Source organism: Citrobacter sp. Cb023 (assembly GCF_030336805.1).
GTDB classification, from domain to species: Bacteria; Pseudomonadota; Gammaproteobacteria; order Enterobacterales; family Enterobacteriaceae; genus Citrobacter; species Citrobacter braakii.
In genome coordinates this window covers 40,481-56,936 of record NZ_JAOWCV010000016.1, presented here as the reverse complement: position 1 = coordinate 56,936, position 16,456 = coordinate 40,481, and the positions used below count along the sequence as shown (strand labels likewise).

Below are 16,456 nucleotides of genomic sequence, written 5' to 3'. Positions count from 1 at the left end.
AACCTGTACGCTTGCCGGATGCGCTGCGCTTATCCGGCATGAAAGGGTATGATTATCAGCAAACGGACGGTAAAAAACGTTGATAGCTTTCGCGTTACTGAAGGCTGCTTCCCGCTATAAGGTCACGCCCCTGACGAATATCGCGTGGCGACCACTCGAACTCTCGGCGAAAAAGCGTCGAAAAGTGGTTACTGTCACCGAAACCGCAGAGATAAGCGATATCAGTCACGCTGTCATCACTGTGGCGGAGCAGATGTCTGGCTTTAATCAGTCGCAGACGGTTAAGGTAGCGCTGCGGCGTCAATCCTGTTTGCTGTTTAAGCTGGCGATGCAGAGTGCGTAAAGAGAGCGAAAACTTCTCGGCCAGCGCCTCCCAACACACCTCTTCGGCAAAGTTATCCTCCAGCCATGCCATCAAAAGGTTAAGCCGCGCATCGTTATCGGTCGCCGCTTCCATCAGGCTGCTTTTACGTAGCAGTACCAGCAACTGCATAAACAAGATCTCGCGATTTGCCGCCGTGGGCGTATCCATCTCCTCGCCGAGCGTCTCCATCTGCCCCACCAGGTGACGAACCTGCTGCAGTACGCCCTGGTTTACGCGCCAGTGGGAGGGATACTGCCCATTTTGTTCCTGAGGCAAAAGCTGATTCAGCCCGGCCAGAAATTGAAACGCATCCGGAGAGCGATACAACACATTGGTCAGACACAGATTGTCAGTATGTTCATATAAATGCCTGTCATGATCGCGGACGAAACACACCGTACCGCCGCTGATGGTGTAAGGCTGTCCGTTGAACACATGGATCCCCGTTCCATGTTCGACCACCACAATTTCATGAAAATCATGATGATGTTCAGGAAACGCGGGCTGAGGAAGCCGCGGTTCAATAGCCACAGGCGCTTTACCTGTCGGAAAAAAATCCACGCAATGCAGTACGGTCATGACGGCTCCCCCTGATTAACGAATATGGCTGAATAGTAATTAAGGGTTCCTACCCTCACCTTAATTTTTTGACGCCAAAGTGCGTAAACATGGTTAATTCTTCAAGAAATGGCGGGAAAGATCGGGAAATGCGGAAGGCGTCACATCCGCCAAAATCCGCGCTATTAGTGGAAACTGTGAACAACATCACGTTCACCTTTGCCATGTTGCCAGCCGCTAATTGGGGCTGTCACTGTCAAGAAGGTACGCTTTATTCGGGGTTCTTAGACTGAGTGCAATAAAACTCAGAAGGACCTCGCCATGACTTTTCGCCATTGTGTCGCTGTCGATCTCGGCGCATCCAGTGGGCGCGTAATGCTCGCACGTTACGACAGTAAACACCGCACCCTGACGCTGCGTGAAATCCACCGCTTCGTTAACTGTCTGCAAAAAACGGACGGTTTTGACACCTGGGACATCGACAGCCTGGAAAACGATATTCGCCTTGGCCTGAAAAAAGTCTGTGATGAAGGCATTCGGATAGACAGCATTGGCATTGATACCTGGGGCGTGGATTACGTATTGATCGATAACGCCGGCCAACGTGTTGGTCTGCCGGTCTCTTACCGTGACAGCCGCACGACCGGCATTATGTCACAGGCGATGGCGCAGCCAGGTAAAGGTGAAATCTACCGCCGTAGCGGCATTCAGTTTCTGCCGTTTAACACCTTGTATCAGCTACGTGCGCTGGTTGAACAGCAGCCAGAACTGCTTGCGCAGGTGGCACATGCTCTGCTGATCCCCGACTACTTCAGCTTTCGCCTGACCGGCAAATTGAACTGGGAATACACCAACGCCACCACCACCCAGTTAGTCAATATCAACACCGACGACTGGGATGACACGCTGCTGGCGTGGACCGGGGCAGACAAAGCCTGGTTTGGTCGCCCGACGCATCCGGGGAACGTCATTGGCCACTGGATTTGCCCGCAGAAAAACCAAATTCCGGTTGTGGCCGTCGCCAGTCACGACACCGCCAGCGCGGTCATCGCTTCACCGCTGGCCGATAAAAATAGTGCGTATCTCTCTTCCGGTACCTGGTCGCTGATGGGCTTTGAGAGCAGAACGCCGTATACCAACGATGCGGCGCTGGCGGCGAACATCACCAACGAAGGGGGCGCGGAAGGGCGCTACCGCGTCCTGAAAAACATCATGGGACTGTGGCTGCTCCAGCGCGTTTTAAAAGAGCGCCAGATTACCGACCTGCCAACGCTTATTGCCCAAACGCAAGCGCTGCCGGCCTGCCAATTCCTGATAAACCCGAACGACGATCGCTTTATCAACCCCGACGATATGAGCGCGGAAATTCAGGCGGCCTGCCGTGAATCGGGTCAACCCGTTCCCCAGCAAAACGCCGAACTGGCGCGCTGTATCTTCGACAGCCTGGCATTGCTATACGCTGACATTCTGCAAGAGCTGGCACAACTGCGTGGTGCAGCATTTAGCCAACTGCACATCGTTGGCGGCGGCTGCCAGAACGCCCTACTGAACCAGCTATGCGCGGATGCCTGCGGTATTCGCGTGATGTCCGGGCCGATTGAGGCCTCCACGCTCGGCAATATTGGCATCCAGTTGATGACGCTGGACGAGCTTAACAACGTCGATGATTTCCGTCAGGTGGTGCGTGCCAACTACGACCTGACCACCTTCATTCCAAATCCTGAAAGTGAAATTGCCCGCTACCAGGCGCAGTTTCCATCACTACGACAGACAAAGGAGCTTTGCGCATGACCACTCAACTTGAACAAGCCTGGGAACTGGCAAAACTGCGTTTCGCCGCGGTAGGCATTGATGTCGAGGCGGCCTTACGCCAGCTCGATCGTCTGCCGGTCTCCATGCACTGCTGGCAGGGCGATGATGTCGCCGGTTTCGAGAATCCGGAAGGCTCGCTCACAGGCGGTATTCAGGCCACCGGCAACTATCCGGGCAAAGCGCGTAACGCCACCGAACTGCGCGCCGATCTGGAGCAGGCGCTGAGCCTGATCCCAGGTCCAAAACGTCTGAATTTGCACGCGATCTATCTGGAGTCCGATACGCCGGTTGCCCGCGACCAAATCAAACCTGAACATTTTAAAAACTGGGTCGAGTGGGCGAAAGCAAACCAGTTAGGGCTGGATTTCAACCCCTCCTGCTTCTCTCACCCGCTGAGCGCCGACGGCTTCACGCTGGCCCACGCCGATGACACCATTCGCCAGTTTTGGATTGACCACTGCAAAGCCAGCCGTCGCGTCTCAGCGTATTTTGGCGAGCAGTTGGGTACGCCGTCGGTGATGAATATCTGGATCCCGGATGGCATGAAAGACATCACCGTTGACCGGTTAGCGCCGCGCCAACGTCTGCTTGAAGCACTGGATGAAGTGATCAGCGAAAAACTCGACCCGGCGCACCATATCGACGCCGTCGAGAGCAAGCTGTTTGGCATCGGCGCCGAAAGCTACACCGTGGGCTCCAACGAGTTCTATATGGGTTACGCCACCAGCCGTCAAACCGCGCTGTGCCTGGATGCGGGTCACTTCCATCCGACTGAAGTGATTTCCGACAAAATCTCCGCCGCCATGCTGTACGTACCGCGTCTGCTGCTGCACGTCAGCCGTCCGGTGCGCTGGGACAGCGATCACGTGGTGCTGCTGGATGACGAAACGCAGGCGATTGCCAGCGAGATCGTCCGCCACAACCTGTTTGACCGCGTACACATCGGCCTCGACTTCTTCGACGCCTCTATTAACCGCATCGCCGCGTGGGTTATCGGCACTCGCAATATGAAAAAAGCCCTGCTGCGCGCGCTGTTAGAACCGACCGAACAACTGCGTCAGCTTGAAGCCAGCGGCGACTACACCGCTCGTCTGGCCCTGCTGGAAGAGCAAAAATCGCTGCCGTGGCAGGCCGTCTGGGAGATGTATTGCCAGCGTCACGACACGCCAGCGGGAAGCCAGTGGCTGGACAGCGTGCGCGCCTATGAGAAAGAGATTTTGAGCAAACGTAGCTAACCGTGACACCAGGCTTACAGGCCGGATATGACGCCCCACGTCGCTATCCGGCAATGAATGAAACACGATTGCCGGATGGATCTTCACTTATCCGGCCTACGTAAGACCCGATAATAATCGGGCAATCAACAGGATCACCGAATATGCAAAACATGACTAATTCCTGGTTCGTCCAGGGGATGATCAAAGCCACTTCCGACGCGTGGCTGAAAGGCTGGGACGAACGTAACGGCGGCAACCTGACGCTGCGTCTGGATGAGGCTGACATTGCGCCATTTAGCGCCGATTTCCACGAAAAACCGCGCTATATCGCGCTAAGTCAGCCAATGCCTTTGCTGGCTAACACGCCGTTTATCGTCACCGGTTCCGGTAAATTTTTCCGTAACGTTCAGCTCGATCCCGCGGCAAATTTGGGCGTGGTGAAAGTAGACAGCGACGGCGCGGGCTACCACATCCTCTGGGGCCTGACCCACGAAGCGGTGCCAACCTCCGAGTTGCCGGCTCACTTCCTCTCCCATTGCGAGCGTATTAAAGCGACGAACGGCAAAGACCGCGTGATCATGCACTGCCATGCTACCAACCTGATCGCCCTGACCTACGTGCTGGAAAACAACACCCCGCTGATTACCCGCAAACTGTGGGAAGGCAGCACCGAGTGTCTGGTGGTGTTCCCGGATGGCGTCGGCATTCTGCCGTGGATGGTGCCGGGTACGGATGAAATCGGCCAGGCAACCGCCGCGGAAATGCAGAAACACTCGCTGGTACTGTGGCCGTTCCACGGCGTGTTCGGCAGCGGTCCCTCCCTCGACGAAGCATTTGGCTTGATAGATACCGCAGAAAAATCCGCCGAAGTTTTAGTCAAAATCTATTCGATGGGCGGTATGAAGCAGACCATCACACGTGAAGAGCTGGTAGCACTGGCTAAACGCTTTGGCGTGACTCCGCTGGCCAGCGCCGTAGAGCTGTACTGATACCTGCCAACTCAACGCCGGATGCGGCTTCGCTTTATCCGGCCTACATGACGATGCACGTTTCACCGTCGGCCCGATAAGCGTAATGCCATCGGGCACCAGGGATTTTTTTTAAGGAGAATAGTGATGAGCTTTATGTTGGCACTGCCAAAAATTAGCCTGCATGGCGCCGGCGCGATTGCCGATATGGTGAATCTCGTGGCGAATAAACAATGGGGCAAAGCACTGATCGTCACCGATGGTCAGCTGGTGAAGCTGGGCCTGCTGGATAGCCTGTTTGCCGCACTGGATGAACATCAAATGTCTTACCACCTGTTTGATGAGGTGTTCCCGAATCCGACAGAAGAGCTGGTACAGAAAGGTTTTACGGCATATCAGGGGGCAGAATGTGACTACATTATCGCCTTCGGCGGCGGCAGCCCGATCGATACCGCCAAAGCGGTGAAGATCCTGACCGCCAACCCTGGCCCTTCTACCGCTTACTCCGGCGTGGGCAAAGTGAAAAATGCGGGCGTGCCGCTGGTTGCCATCAATACCACTGCTGGTACAGCAGCAGAGATGACCAGCAACGCGGTCATTATCGACTCTGCCCGCAAGGTCAAAGAGGTGATCATCGACCCGAACATCATCCCGGATATCGCCGTGGATGACGCCAGCGTGATGCTGGAAATCCCAGCCTCCGTTACCGCCGCAACCGGCATGGACGCCCTGACTCACGCGGTGGAAGCCTATGTTTCCGTTGGCGCGCATCCGCTCACCGACGCCAACGCCCTGGAAGCAATTCGCCTGATCAACCTGTGGCTGCCGAAAGCGGTCGACGATGGTCATAACCTCGAGGCCCGTGAGCAAATGGCGTTTGGTCAGTATCTGGCGGGTATGGCATTCAACAGCGCAGGTCTGGGTCTGGTGCATGCGCTGGCACACCAGCCAGGCGCGACCCACAACCTGCCGCACGGCGTCTGCAATGCCATCCTGCTGCCGATCATCGAAAACTTTAACCGCCCGAACGCCGTGGCGCGTTTTGCCCGAGTGGCGCAGGCGATGGGAGTGGACACCCGCGGGATGAGCGACGAAGCGGCAAGCATGGAGGCCATCACCGCGATTCGTGCCCTGAGCAAGCGTGTAGGTATTCCGGCTGGTTTTAGTTCCCTTGGCGTGACGAAAGAGGATATTGAAGGCTGGCTGGATAAAGCGTTGGCCGATCCATGCGCGCCGTGTAACCCGCGCACTGCCAGCCGCGATGAGGTCCGCGAGCTGTATCTGGAGGCGTTATGATCCGCAAGGCCTTTGTGATGCAGGTGAATGCCGACGCGCACGTTGAGTATCAACGTCGGCACAATCCCATCTGGCCAGAACTGGAAGCGGTGCTGAAAGAGCACGGTGCCCATCACTACGCGATTTATCTCGATCAGGAACGCAACCTGCTGTTCGCCACCGTCGAGATTGAGTCAGAAGATCGCTGGAACGCCGTTGCCAGCACCGATGTTTGCCAGCGTTGGTGGAAGCATATGCGTGATGTAATGCCGGCAAACCCGGACAACAGCCCGGTCAGCGCTGAGCTAAAAGAAGTGTTTTATCTGCCTTAACCGCTCTGTTTCCTCCCCTGACGGGGGAGGAAACCTTTTTCTCCCGTCAGCAGCATTGCGTTCGTTTTGTCATCCACGCCTTTTCCTCACAACCCAGCACCTGCTCAGGCATACCGATGCTGAAAGTCTCCGGCGTCACCAAACTGGAAGACGGGACTGCATTTAACTACTCGTGTAGCTACAACCGCGCCGACAAGTTCAAAATCAAAAATAACTTGGTGGGAAAATAAAAGCCTGATGACCAGGCTCTAAGAAAAAGCGCCTGAATCCAGGCGCCTGAGAACGGAAAATCAGAAGAAGTATTTGAAGCGGAGACGCGCGCCGTAACGGTCGTCGTCGTCGGTATAATTCTCCGGATTGCTGTTATCGCTGTTAATCATCGAATAATAAGCGCCGAGATAAATATTAAAGTTCTGCATATCCATCACGTTCGGAATTAAATAAGACGCGTGAATGGTATGAATATCGTAAGTGCCCTCATTGTAGAACCAGTCATTATCATCGTGATCGATCAGACCGTTAAATTCGTCGATCTTGTTATGAGCATAGATATAGCCCAGTTCAAAGCGCTTCCACAGAGCGTTGGCCGCCGCCGTAAAATCTTTTTCGTTATCCGCATCGAGATAAGCGGTATTCAGGTTAAACACCAGGCCATTTTCCGGATCGGCTTTCAGACCGTTCCAGGTCATCGTCATACCGTAACCGTTACGATCGGACTGATCGACAAAGTTGCCCTGAGCATCGGTATATCCATAGGCGTTATTGATAACGTTCGATTCCATGGCCGCAGAAATCGTCAGCGCATCCACCGGTGTCCAGGCGACGACCGGGCGCAGATAAGCCACGTTTTTCTCCTGCGACATTTCACGACCATGATAGCGGCTATCCTGATAAAGCGAGGTACCATCTTCCAGCAGGGTATTTAACTCGAAATACCAGTTATCGAGCTGTTTGCTCATCAGGAAGCTGCCGCCGGAATCTGAACGGCCACGACCTTCTTTCATCATGTAGATATAGCCGCTACCGTCATCATACAAATCGTTGGCGGTATGCCCTGAATGCTCAACAAAGGTATCCTGATTCAGCGGGAACATATCGTAAGCTTCGAAACGACCGACTTTTACTTTCCAGTCATTTTCCTGACCGAAGAAGAAAGCGGCGTCATCAAGATTGACCGAACCCGTCATGTCAGCCAGCGGTTGCGCTGAAAAACCGGCGAAATAGCCGTTATCCAGCTTACGCATACCGTCAAAGCCCAGCAGGATACGTCCGTTCAGATCCCAGCGTTCATTGGTTGGGTCGCCCACATTCGAATTGGTTGCCGCCAGCACGCCTTTGTTGCTTTCCGCATCCATGTTGAATTCCACGTCGCCGTAGATTTTCAGATCGCCATAGCCGGAGAGCACCAGATTAGGGGTAGTGGCGTTCTTTTTGGTCTCTTGTGCGGGCGTAGTGCCGTTGACTGGCGTATTTCCCTGAGCAACTTTAATTTCCTGGATCTCTGCAGCCTGCTGTACCTGCAATTGCTGCACCTGATTTTCCGCTTTTGCCGCGCGGTTTTCCGCAGCTTCCAGCCGAGCCTCCAGTTGTTCGAGCCGCTGTTCCAGAGTCATTTTTTGCGTTTTAGCAAAGCCATTATTTGCCACTAATAATAGACCTATTGCTAAAGCTAATGTCGATTTCTTCATTATTTGCTTTCCTTGAAATAAAGATCGTCCAACGTCTTCCGACCGGAAGACGCGCAACATGCAAATCCAAAAAATATTTTTATAGGTAATACGATACCGATGACTGAAATAAATTCAGAACATTAAAACGTGGCACCAGTGCAGGCTAATATTTATTATCATACTGATTTTATTATGTGTAACGTAGATATAATTAAGAATGTGAGGGATATAACAATAGTGCTGAAATTAACGAAAAATAATAAAAACAATTTTATATGAATAACAATAAAATATAATTAAAAATAATAAAGGCGCGAACGACAATCGCCGCGCCTTTATTTAATAAGCGTTCAATTAACTCTGCTCAGAAACCAGAATCGCCTGAGTGTCAGGCTCCAGTGCTTTAAAGATATGCGCTTGATCGGCAGGGTAACAAATATAATCGCCCTCACCTAACTCCTCCGGCGCTTCCGTCAATCCCACCATCGCCTTACCCTGCGTTACGATAATATGTTCAACCGATCCCGGTGGATGCGGTTGTGAAATACGATCCGCGCCCGGCTGCGTCAGCAGCAGATAGATATCCCGCCGCGCACCCGGTGGGCAGGCTGCCAGTAAAATGGCCTGATAGTGGGCCTGCTCAGCCACGACTTTTGTCCCTTCGCCGCGGCGAATCACCTGCGTTTTTTGCTCCTGCGGTTCCAGCAAGCGCGCAAAGGGAATATCTAACGCCACACACAGCGACCAGAGCGTTTCCAGGCTAGGATTTCCATTGCCCGCTTCCAATTGCGAGAGTGTCGATTTTGCAATCCCCGCGCGACGGGCAATCTCCGCCAGCGACAAACCAGTGCGCTGACGTTCACGCACCAGACTTTTCGCGATCATACTGATGGGCTGGGTCATTCACGACTCCATGTTTTTTATATCGAACGAATTGTTCGACTTGTAAAGCCAATTGGTCGCGTTCATTATAATGGAAACTCGTTCGATATGGCTAAAACGGTATGAAACATTATTTTTCCAGTCTCAAAGGCGACACGATAAAAGCAATATTTTTAGTCTGTCTGGCCGTCGGTGTAGTCGGCATGTCATATGGCTCGCTGGCGATGGCCTACGGCTTCCCGCTGTGGGTACCGTTTGTACTCTCTATTACTGTGCTGGCGGGCGCGTCCGAGTTTATGTTTATCGGCATTATCGCCAGCGGTGGTAATCCACTGGCGGCTGCGGCTGCGGGTTTACTGGTTAACGCCCGACACGTGCCGTTCGGCGTCACCGTGCGCGATCTGGTAGGCACCCGGGCTGCCAGTTTCCTCGGCTGTCATATTATGAACGACGAAAGCGTAGTCTTTGGCCTGTCGCAAAAAACGCCTGAGCAACGTAAAGCCGCCTACTGGCTGTGCGGTCTGGGCGTCGCAATTTTCTGGCCTGTTGGCACCCTGATCGGCGCAGGCGTCGGCAAACTGCTCCCTGCCCCGGAAACCATCGGTCTGGATGCCGTCTTCCCTGCCATTCTGCTGGCTCTGGTCGTCCCGGCATTCAAAAACCGCACTACGCTGATTCGTGCCTGTAGCGGCGCCACGTTGTCGCTTGCCGCCATTCCCTTTGCGCCGGTCGGTTTACCGGTTTTGCTCTCACTCTTTGGCTTACTGACGAGGAAAAAATGATGGGCAACATGACGCTGTTTATCGTCGGTATCGCCATGTTATCTCTGGGAACGTATTTAATGCGTTTAGGGGGAGCTAAGCTTGGAAGCCGTTTAGCGTTCTCAGAACGCTCGCAGGCGCTGCTTTCCGACGCCGCAACGGTATTACTGTTCTCTGTTGCGCTGGCGACCACCTTTTACGAAGGCGAACACTTTGCCGGGATGGCGCGCGTACTCGGCGTGGCTTTTGCGGTATTTCTCGCCTGGCGTAAGATGCCGCTGATCGTGGTGATCGTTGCCGCCGCAGTGGTAACCGCGCTGTTACGAATGGTGGGCATACACTAAGAATATAATTACCCTGGCGAAATATTCATCAGGGTAATCACCTGTAGCGTTATGTGTTTTACCCCACAAAACCAGGCGCTAACTCTGTCTCAAATTGTCACTTCTCGCTGACATATTGCTGCTCATCTCTTCACCATCTCACCGTTAAAATCAAATCAAACAGTTTTTAACGGAGTCCCATCATGACAGCCCTTACAGCTAACTGCATTGACCTGAATATTCAGGGGAATAGCGTTTATGCCATCCTCAAGCAACTGGCGAATATGGCGCTTCAAAATGGCTACGTCTCTGACCGCAGCGCCTTCCTGCAAACGCTGCTGATACGCGAAAAGCTGCATTCCACCGGCTTTGGATCGGGCATTGCCGTCCCACACGGTAAAAGCGCCTGTATCACACGCCCCTTCGTCTTGTTCGCGCGCAAATCAGAAAAAGTGGACTGGAAAGCCAGCGACGGCGAGGACGTTAACTGCTGGATCTGCCTCGGCGTGCCACAAACGGGCGAGGACGATCAGGTCAAAATTATCGGCACCCTGTGCCGCAAAATTATCCATCAAGATTTCATCAACCAACTGAAGCAAGGCGACACCAACCAGGTGCTCGCCCTGCTCAATCAGACCTTAACCTCATAAGGAAGCGGCTATGGAGTCATCCTTGCGTTTAGTGGCGATTACCGACTGTCCGGCGGGTATCGCCCACACTTATATGGTGGCAGAAGCGCTGGAGCAAAAAGCGCGCTCGCTCGGCCATACGATTAAAGTCGAAACCCAGGGCTCAAGCGGCGTCGAAAACCGACTGACCAGTGAAGAAATTGCCGCTGCCGATTACGTTATTCTGGCTACAGGTCGCGGCCTGAGCGGTGAAGACCGGGCGCGTTTCGCCGGGAAAAAAGTCTATGAAATAGCCATTTCCCAGGCGCTGAAAAATATCGACCTGATTTTTACGCAGTTACCGACTCACTCACAACTTTTTGCCACTGATAGCAGCGTAAAGCTGGGAAAACAGGAGGTCCAGCACGGTAGCGTGATGAGCCACCTGATGGCTGGCGTTTCCGCCGCGCTGCCGTTTGTTATTGGCGGCGGTATTCTGGTCGCCATCGCTAATATGCTGGTGCAGTTCGGTTTGCCCTATGCCGATATGTCGAAAGGTGCGCCGTCGTTCACCTGGGTTGTTGAATCCATCGGCTATCTGGGTTTCACCTTTATGATCCCCATTATGGGGGCATACATCGCGTGGTCGATTGCCGATAAGCCCGCTTTTGCCCCGGCGTTTCTGGTGTGTTACCTGGCGAACGATAAAGGCCTACTCGGCACCCAGTCCGGCGCGGGGTTTCTCGGCGCGGTCGTACTCGGGCTGGCAATTGGCTACTTTGTGCTTTGGTTTCGCAAGGTTCGGCTCGGCAAAGCGTTGCAGCCGCTGCTCGGCTCCATGCTGATCCCGTTTGTCACTTTGCTGGTGTTTGGCGTACTGACTTATTACGTCATCGGCCCGGTGATGTCCGACATCATGGGGGGGCTGCTGCACTTCCTGAACACCATTCCACCATCAATGAAAATGGGCGCAGCCTTCCTCGTTGGCGCAATGCTGGCATTTGATATGGGCGGGCCAATCAATAAAACGGCCTGGTTCTTCTGCTTCTCACTGCTGGAAAAACATATCTATGACTGGTACGCCATCGTCGGCGTGGTGGCGCTGATGCCGCCCGTCGCGGCAGGTATCGCTACCTATTTAGCGCCAAAACTGTTTACCCAGCAGGAGAAGGCCGCCGCCAGCAGTGCGATTGTGGTGGGTGCCACCGTCGCCACCGAACCGGCAATCCCCTATGCGCTGGCCGCGCCGCTGCCGATGATTACCGCCAATACGCTCTCCGGTGGTATTACCGGCATGCTGGTCATCGCCTTTGGAATCAAACGTCTCGCGCCGGGTTTAGGTATCTTTGATCCGCTGATTGGCCTGATGTCTCCGGTGGGGTCATTTTACCTGGTGCTGGCTATCGGTCTGGCGCTGAACATTTCGTTAATTATCATCCTGAAAGGATTGTGGCTGAAACGTAAAGCCGCACAGCAGGAGCTTGCCCATGAACATTGAGTTACTTCAGCAGTTATGCGAAGCCAGCGCCGTCAGCGGTGATGAGCAGGAAGTTCGCACTCTTCTCATTAATGCGCTGGATTCCAGCGTCGATGAAATCACTTTTGACGGCCTCGGCAGCTTTGTCGCACGCAAGGGCAACCGTGGGCCGAAGGTTGCCATCGTCGGTCACATGGATGAAGTGGGCTTTATGGTCACGCATATCGACGAAAGCGGCTTTTTGCGCTTCACCACCATTGGCGGTTGGTGGAGCCAGTCGATGCTGAACCACCGGGTCGTCATCCGTACCCGCAAGGGAGTTAAAATCCCTGGCATAATCGGCTCCGTAGCACCACACGCCTTAACGGAAAAGCAGAAACAGCAACCTCTGACATTTGACGAAATGTTCATCGATATTGGTGCCAACAGCCGCGAAGAAGTAGAAAACCGAGGAATTGCGATCGGTGATTTCGTTAGCCCGGAAGCCAATTTCGCTCGCTGGGGCGAAGATAAGATCGTCGGCAAAGCGCTGGATAATCGCGTCGGCTGCGCCCTGATGGCCGAGCTTTTACAAACCGTGAATACCACTGAAATTACCCTGTACGGCGTGGGCAGTGTGGAAGAAGAAGTGGGTCTACGCGGGGCGCAAACCTCAGCGGAGCATATCAAGCCCGATGTGGTTATCGTGCTGGATACTGCGGTTGCGGGCGATGTGCCCGGAATCGACAGCATTAAATACCCACTCAAGCTTGGCGAGGGCCCAGGGTTGATGCTGTTCGATAAGCGCTATTTCCCTAATCAGCAGTTGGTTGCCACATTAAAAGCGTGTGCAGAAAGCAGCGGTGCGTCATTGCAGTTTTGCACCATGAAAACCGGGGCGACGGACGGTGGACGCTATAACGTTATGGGCGGCGGTCGTCCGGTGGCGGCACTATGCCTGCCGACTCGCTATCTCCACGCCAACAGCGGCATGATTTCCGCATCGGATTACGACGCGCTGTTTACGCTGGTGCACGAACTGCTCACCTCGTTGTCGACCGAAAAGGTCCGCGCGTTTACTGACTTTCGCCGGGAGAGTTAATGCTTTCGGAACGCCAGTTAAAATTGGTGAATCTTCTTGAACAGCAGCCGTGTTTGCTGGGCGACCTGGCGCGGCAAACTGGCGTTTCAGGCAGAACCATCCTGCGCGATATTGACTACCTCAATTTTACCCTCAGCGGTAAGGCCCGCATTCAACCCGGCGGCAGTGCGGGCTATCAGTTGGAAATTGTCGACAGACGCGGTTATTTTCAGCTTCTGCAACGCCATGATAATGATGACCGGTTGCTGGCCTTTCTTCTGCTCAATACCTTTACACCGCGTGTACAGCTGGCTTCGGCGCTCAATTTACCTGAAACCTGGGTGGCCGATCGTCTCCCACGGTTGAAGCAGCGCTATGAGCGCGCCTTTTGTCTTGCCAGCCGCCCGGGCGTCGGTCATTTCATTGATGAACCGGAAGAAAAGCGCATTATCCTGTTGGCGAATCTGCTTAAAAAAGATCCCCTCTTAATTCCACTGCCGGGTATTACCCGAGACAACATCGACAGGCTCAATGCAGCATGTGAAAAACTTAATGAATTCCCGCTCATCTCGGGAGAGTACCTGGCAAGTCTGGTGCTGGCCGTCTATGCCCTGCGTAACCAGCTCTCCGGATCATGGCCGGAGTGTCGGTATGTTTCACTGAAAAATGCGGTGGAACAAGGAGGAGTCTACTTGGGCGAGAACGCCTTCAGAACACTGATCGGCCTTCTGGAAATCAGACAACGGCAGGCAATGACAATCTCTGCCGATGCGGTGACCTTGTTGTTAAAAAGCGTTCCCGGCATCGCTGCGTTGAACGTTATCGATACCCAACTGGTTGATAATATTACCGGCCACCTGCTGAGATGCGTCTCTGCCCCGGTTTGGGTACCAGAACATCGCCAGAGCAGTATGCACAACCTGAAGTCGACCTGGCCTGCCGCCTTCGATTTGAGTCTGCGTTTTATTGCCCTGTTGCGTGAAAAACTGGATATCCCACTGTTCGATAGCGACCTCATCGGGCTTTACTTCGCCTGCGCCCTGGAGCGCCATCAAAACGAGCGCCAGCCGGTCATTTTGTTATCCGACCAGAATGCTATCGCCACCATCAACCAACAGGCTATTGAGCGAGATGTTCTGAATTGTCGGGTGATCATTGCGCGAAATACGAGTGAAGTCAGCGCCATCAGTGAAGAAATCACCCCACTGTTAATCATCAACAATAGTCACTATTTACTTGATGAATCTATAAAAAATACCTTAACCATCAAGAACATCATCACCGCTGCGGGTACCGAGCAGATTAAACACTTCCTCGCGACGGCCTTTATCCGCCAGCAGCCCGAACGTTTCTTTTTACAGCCGGGCAGCTTCCATTACGCCAATATGGAGGCCGAAAGCTGGCAGAGTATCATCGGCCGGATCTGCGGCCAGCTTGTGGCACAGAGCCATATCACCGAGGACGAAGCGCTGCGCATTTGCGCCCGGGAGCATGAAGGTGAAAACCTGATCGTGAATCGCCTGGCGATTCCTCATTGCTGGAGCGAACAGGAGCGTCGCTTTCGTGGTTTCTTTATTACCCTCGCACACCCTATTCTGGTGAATAACGAACCGGTCAGCCATGTCCTGATCGCCTGTGCCGCCGCCGAGGCGCGGCATGAGCTAAAAATCTTCAGTTATTTATCCAGCGTGCTGAGCAGCCATCCGGCAGAAACTATTGCGGGATTGAAAGACTATAACGCGTTTATCGGATTGCTCAGGCAGTGAATACCGGAAATGAAAAAAGCGCCTCAAGGGCGCTCTTTCGACAGTACTGAGGTATTTTATTTCAGCAGTTCAGCGGTCATGTGCACGCGGTTGCCGGTGTATGCCTGAGTGATTTTATAATCGCTGGCACCTGCACGTTCAGCCTGAGCGGCAATTTTTGCTTCAGCGCTTTCCAGTGTAGAACCAGTTGCGGTAACTGTCTGAGCAGCGAAAGAACCGAAAGAAGTAGCCAGAGCGATAACTGCGACAAAAGTTTTGATGCTTTTCATGATATAAACCCTTTAACTTAGTTGTTTGATTAAGGCACCGTGCCTTGATGTGATAAATAATAGCCATCTCATCGCACAACTAAAAGCGGAAGGATTTGCCAGTCTTATTCAAATTAATTGAACGCTGGTTACTCAGTTATCAGACGCTCGGGATGTGTATAAATCGTCGCCCGGCCCGGTTTGCAAAAACCCACCAGCGTCAGGTTACAGCGTTCGGCAACTTCAACAGCGAGCGTTGTCGCCGCAGAAACAGCAAACAGGATTTCCACGCCGCACATTGCCGACTTCTGCACCATCTCGTAGCTGGCGCGGCTGGAGACTAATACCGCGCCCTGCAGCCAGGTTTCCCCTTCGATCGCACGTCGTCCCAGCAGTTTATCCAGCGCAACATGACGTCCAACATCTTCATGCCCGCCCGCCAGATGACCTGACGGCTGTACCCAGGCAGCCGCGTGCGTGCAGCCTGTCAGTTGCCCAACAGGCTGGAAATCAGGGAGATGCCTTAAGGCGTTATCGAGATGCGCCAGATTGAATGTCTGGGTAAACGGCAGCGGCTGAACCGGTTTGCCAATATCATTAAGTTGCTCCACGCCACAAACACCGCAGCCAGTCCGACCGGCCAGTGCGCGACGACGCTCTTTCAGCCCCATAAAGCGCCGGCTGGACAGCTCAACCTGCACTTCTAATCCGTTGCAGGAAGGCACCACGTCCATCCCGTAAATATCTTGCGAGGACTCAATAATGCCTTCAGAAAGTGAAAAACCCATCGCGAAGTGCTCAAGATCTTTCGGTGATGCCATCATCACCACGTGTGAAATCCCGTTGTATACCAGCGCCACAGGCACTTCCTCAGCTACCTCATCTGGCTGAGGATGTTGCAAGTCCTCGCGCTTCCAGAGGGTCAACTGACGAGATCCTGTCGGAGATGTCACATTCTTGATGTTTTCTTGAATAATCTTATTCACTTTCTTTTAACCGTATTGGAACACGCATACCAACATTGTGGTATTCTTTACAAACCCCTCCTGGACGGAGGGAAATTCACCCAATTCTGGACCTTTGCGGTCCCGTCCGCAAAGAAAAATAACAACCACTTCCCTCGCGTTCGCGTTAT

At 53.5% G+C, this 16,456-nt stretch carries 16 protein-coding genes; 11 read left to right on the top strand and 5 right to left on the bottom strand.

Annotated elements, in window-relative coordinates; translation table 11 throughout:
• Positions 1 to 94: 94 nt before the first annotated feature.
• Positions 95 to 943 carry an HTH-type transcriptional activator RhaS gene (rhaS, locus tag OGW44_RS00360; protein WP_016157890.1) on the bottom strand — a complete coding sequence of 283 codons (849 nt, stop codon included), beginning with the start codon at positions 941 to 943 and terminating at the stop codon, positions 95 to 97.
• A gap of 300 nt (positions 944 to 1,243) precedes the next feature.
• Between rhaS and rhaB the strand changes: the two genes are divergently transcribed.
• The 5 genes from rhaB to rhaM all read left to right on the top strand — a co-directional run bounded on the left by rhaB (position 1,244) and on the right by rhaM (position 6,526).
• A complete protein-coding gene (gene rhaB, locus OGW44_RS00355; protein WP_016155199.1) occupies positions 1,244 to 2,713 on the top strand; it encodes a rhamnulokinase in 1,470 nt (489 codons plus the stop codon).
• Positions 2,710 to 3,969, top strand: coding sequence for an L-rhamnose isomerase (gene rhaA, locus OGW44_RS00350; RefSeq protein ID WP_019077926.1), 1,260 nt, complete (start codon positions 2,710 to 2,712; stop codon positions 3,967 to 3,969). The genes rhaB and rhaA overlap by 4 nt, the downstream gene beginning before the upstream one ends.
• Before the next feature lie 143 nt (positions 3,970 to 4,112).
• Positions 4,113 to 4,940, top strand: coding sequence for a rhamnulose-1-phosphate aldolase (gene rhaD / locus OGW44_RS00345; RefSeq protein ID WP_103848125.1), 828 nt, complete (start codon positions 4,113 to 4,115; stop codon positions 4,938 to 4,940).
• Positions 4,941 to 5,066: 126 nt separating this feature from the next.
• Positions 5,067 to 6,215 carry a lactaldehyde reductase gene (gene fucO, locus OGW44_RS00340; protein ID WP_016155196.1) on the top strand — a complete coding sequence of 383 codons (1,149 nt, stop codon included), beginning with the start codon at positions 5,067 to 5,069 and terminating at the stop codon, positions 6,213 to 6,215.
• The gene (rhaM, locus tag OGW44_RS00335) at positions 6,212 to 6,526 is read left to right on the top strand and encodes an L-rhamnose mutarotase (protein ID WP_049269664.1); all 315 of its coding nucleotides are present in this window, start codon (positions 6,212 to 6,214) and stop codon (positions 6,524 to 6,526) included. Before fucO ends, rhaM begins: the two co-directional genes overlap by 4 nt.
• Positions 6,527 to 6,816: 290 nt before the next feature.
• Here rhaM and OGW44_RS00330 read toward each other — a convergent pair whose 3' ends face one another.
• Positions 6,817 to 8,214, bottom strand: a complete 1,398-nt coding sequence (locus tag OGW44_RS00330; protein ID WP_185655071.1) for a carbohydrate porin — start codon at positions 8,212 to 8,214, stop codon at positions 6,817 to 6,819.
• 336 nt (positions 8,215 to 8,550) lie between these two features.
• A complete protein-coding gene (locus OGW44_RS00325) occupies positions 8,551 to 9,099 on the bottom strand; it encodes a helix-turn-helix domain-containing protein (protein ID WP_016155192.1) in 549 nt (182 codons plus the stop codon).
• A gap of 101 nt (positions 9,100 to 9,200) precedes the next feature.
• On the opposite strand from OGW44_RS00325, the gene OGW44_RS00320 reads away from it, so the two are divergent.
• The 6 genes from OGW44_RS00320 (at position 9,201) to OGW44_RS00295 (ending at position 15,073) form a co-directional block, all read left to right on the top strand.
• A complete protein-coding gene (locus tag OGW44_RS00320; RefSeq protein ID WP_016155191.1) occupies positions 9,201 to 9,860 on the top strand; it encodes an AzlC family ABC transporter permease in 660 nt (219 codons plus the stop codon).
• Positions 9,860 to 10,183 (top strand): AzlD domain-containing protein, encoded by a 324-nt coding sequence (locus tag OGW44_RS00315; RefSeq protein ID WP_016155190.1) that lies wholly within the window; start codon positions 9,860 to 9,862, stop codon positions 10,181 to 10,183. Before OGW44_RS00320 ends, OGW44_RS00315 begins: the two co-directional genes overlap by 1 nt.
• A 182-nt stretch (positions 10,184 to 10,365) precedes the next feature.
• A complete protein-coding gene (locus tag OGW44_RS00310) occupies positions 10,366 to 10,812 on the top strand; it encodes a PTS fructose transporter subunit IIA (RefSeq protein WP_094761756.1) in 447 nt (148 codons plus the stop codon).
• A 10-nt stretch (positions 10,813 to 10,822) separates the two neighbouring features.
• The gene (locus OGW44_RS00305) at positions 10,823 to 12,268 is read left to right on the top strand and encodes a PTS fructose-like transporter subunit IIBC (RefSeq protein ID WP_185655070.1); all 1,446 of its coding nucleotides are present in this window, start codon (positions 10,823 to 10,825) and stop codon (positions 12,266 to 12,268) included.
• On the top strand, positions 12,258 to 13,328 hold the full coding sequence (locus OGW44_RS00300) for an aminopeptidase (protein WP_185655069.1): 1,071 nt from the start codon (positions 12,258 to 12,260) through the stop codon (positions 13,326 to 13,328). Before OGW44_RS00305 ends, OGW44_RS00300 begins: the two co-directional genes overlap by 11 nt.
• A complete protein-coding gene (locus tag OGW44_RS00295; RefSeq protein ID WP_185655068.1) occupies positions 13,328 to 15,073 on the top strand; it encodes a putative frv operon regulatory protein in 1,746 nt (581 codons plus the stop codon). The genes OGW44_RS00300 and OGW44_RS00295 overlap by 1 nt, the downstream gene beginning before the upstream one ends.
• 56 nt (positions 15,074 to 15,129) lie before the next feature.
• Here OGW44_RS00295 and OGW44_RS00290 read toward each other — a convergent pair whose 3' ends face one another.
• Both OGW44_RS00290 and fdhD read right to left on the bottom strand, forming a co-directional pair.
• The gene (locus tag OGW44_RS00290) at positions 15,130 to 15,342 is read right to left on the bottom strand and encodes a YdgH/BhsA/McbA family protein (protein ID WP_003825262.1); all 213 of its coding nucleotides are present in this window, start codon (positions 15,340 to 15,342) and stop codon (positions 15,130 to 15,132) included.
• Positions 15,343 to 15,470: 128 nt separating this feature from the next.
• Entirely contained in the window at positions 15,471 to 16,307 is an 837-nt protein-coding gene (gene fdhD / locus OGW44_RS00285) for a formate dehydrogenase accessory sulfurtransferase FdhD (RefSeq protein ID WP_049269659.1), read from the bottom strand.
• Positions 16,308 to 16,456 lie beyond the last annotated feature (149 nt).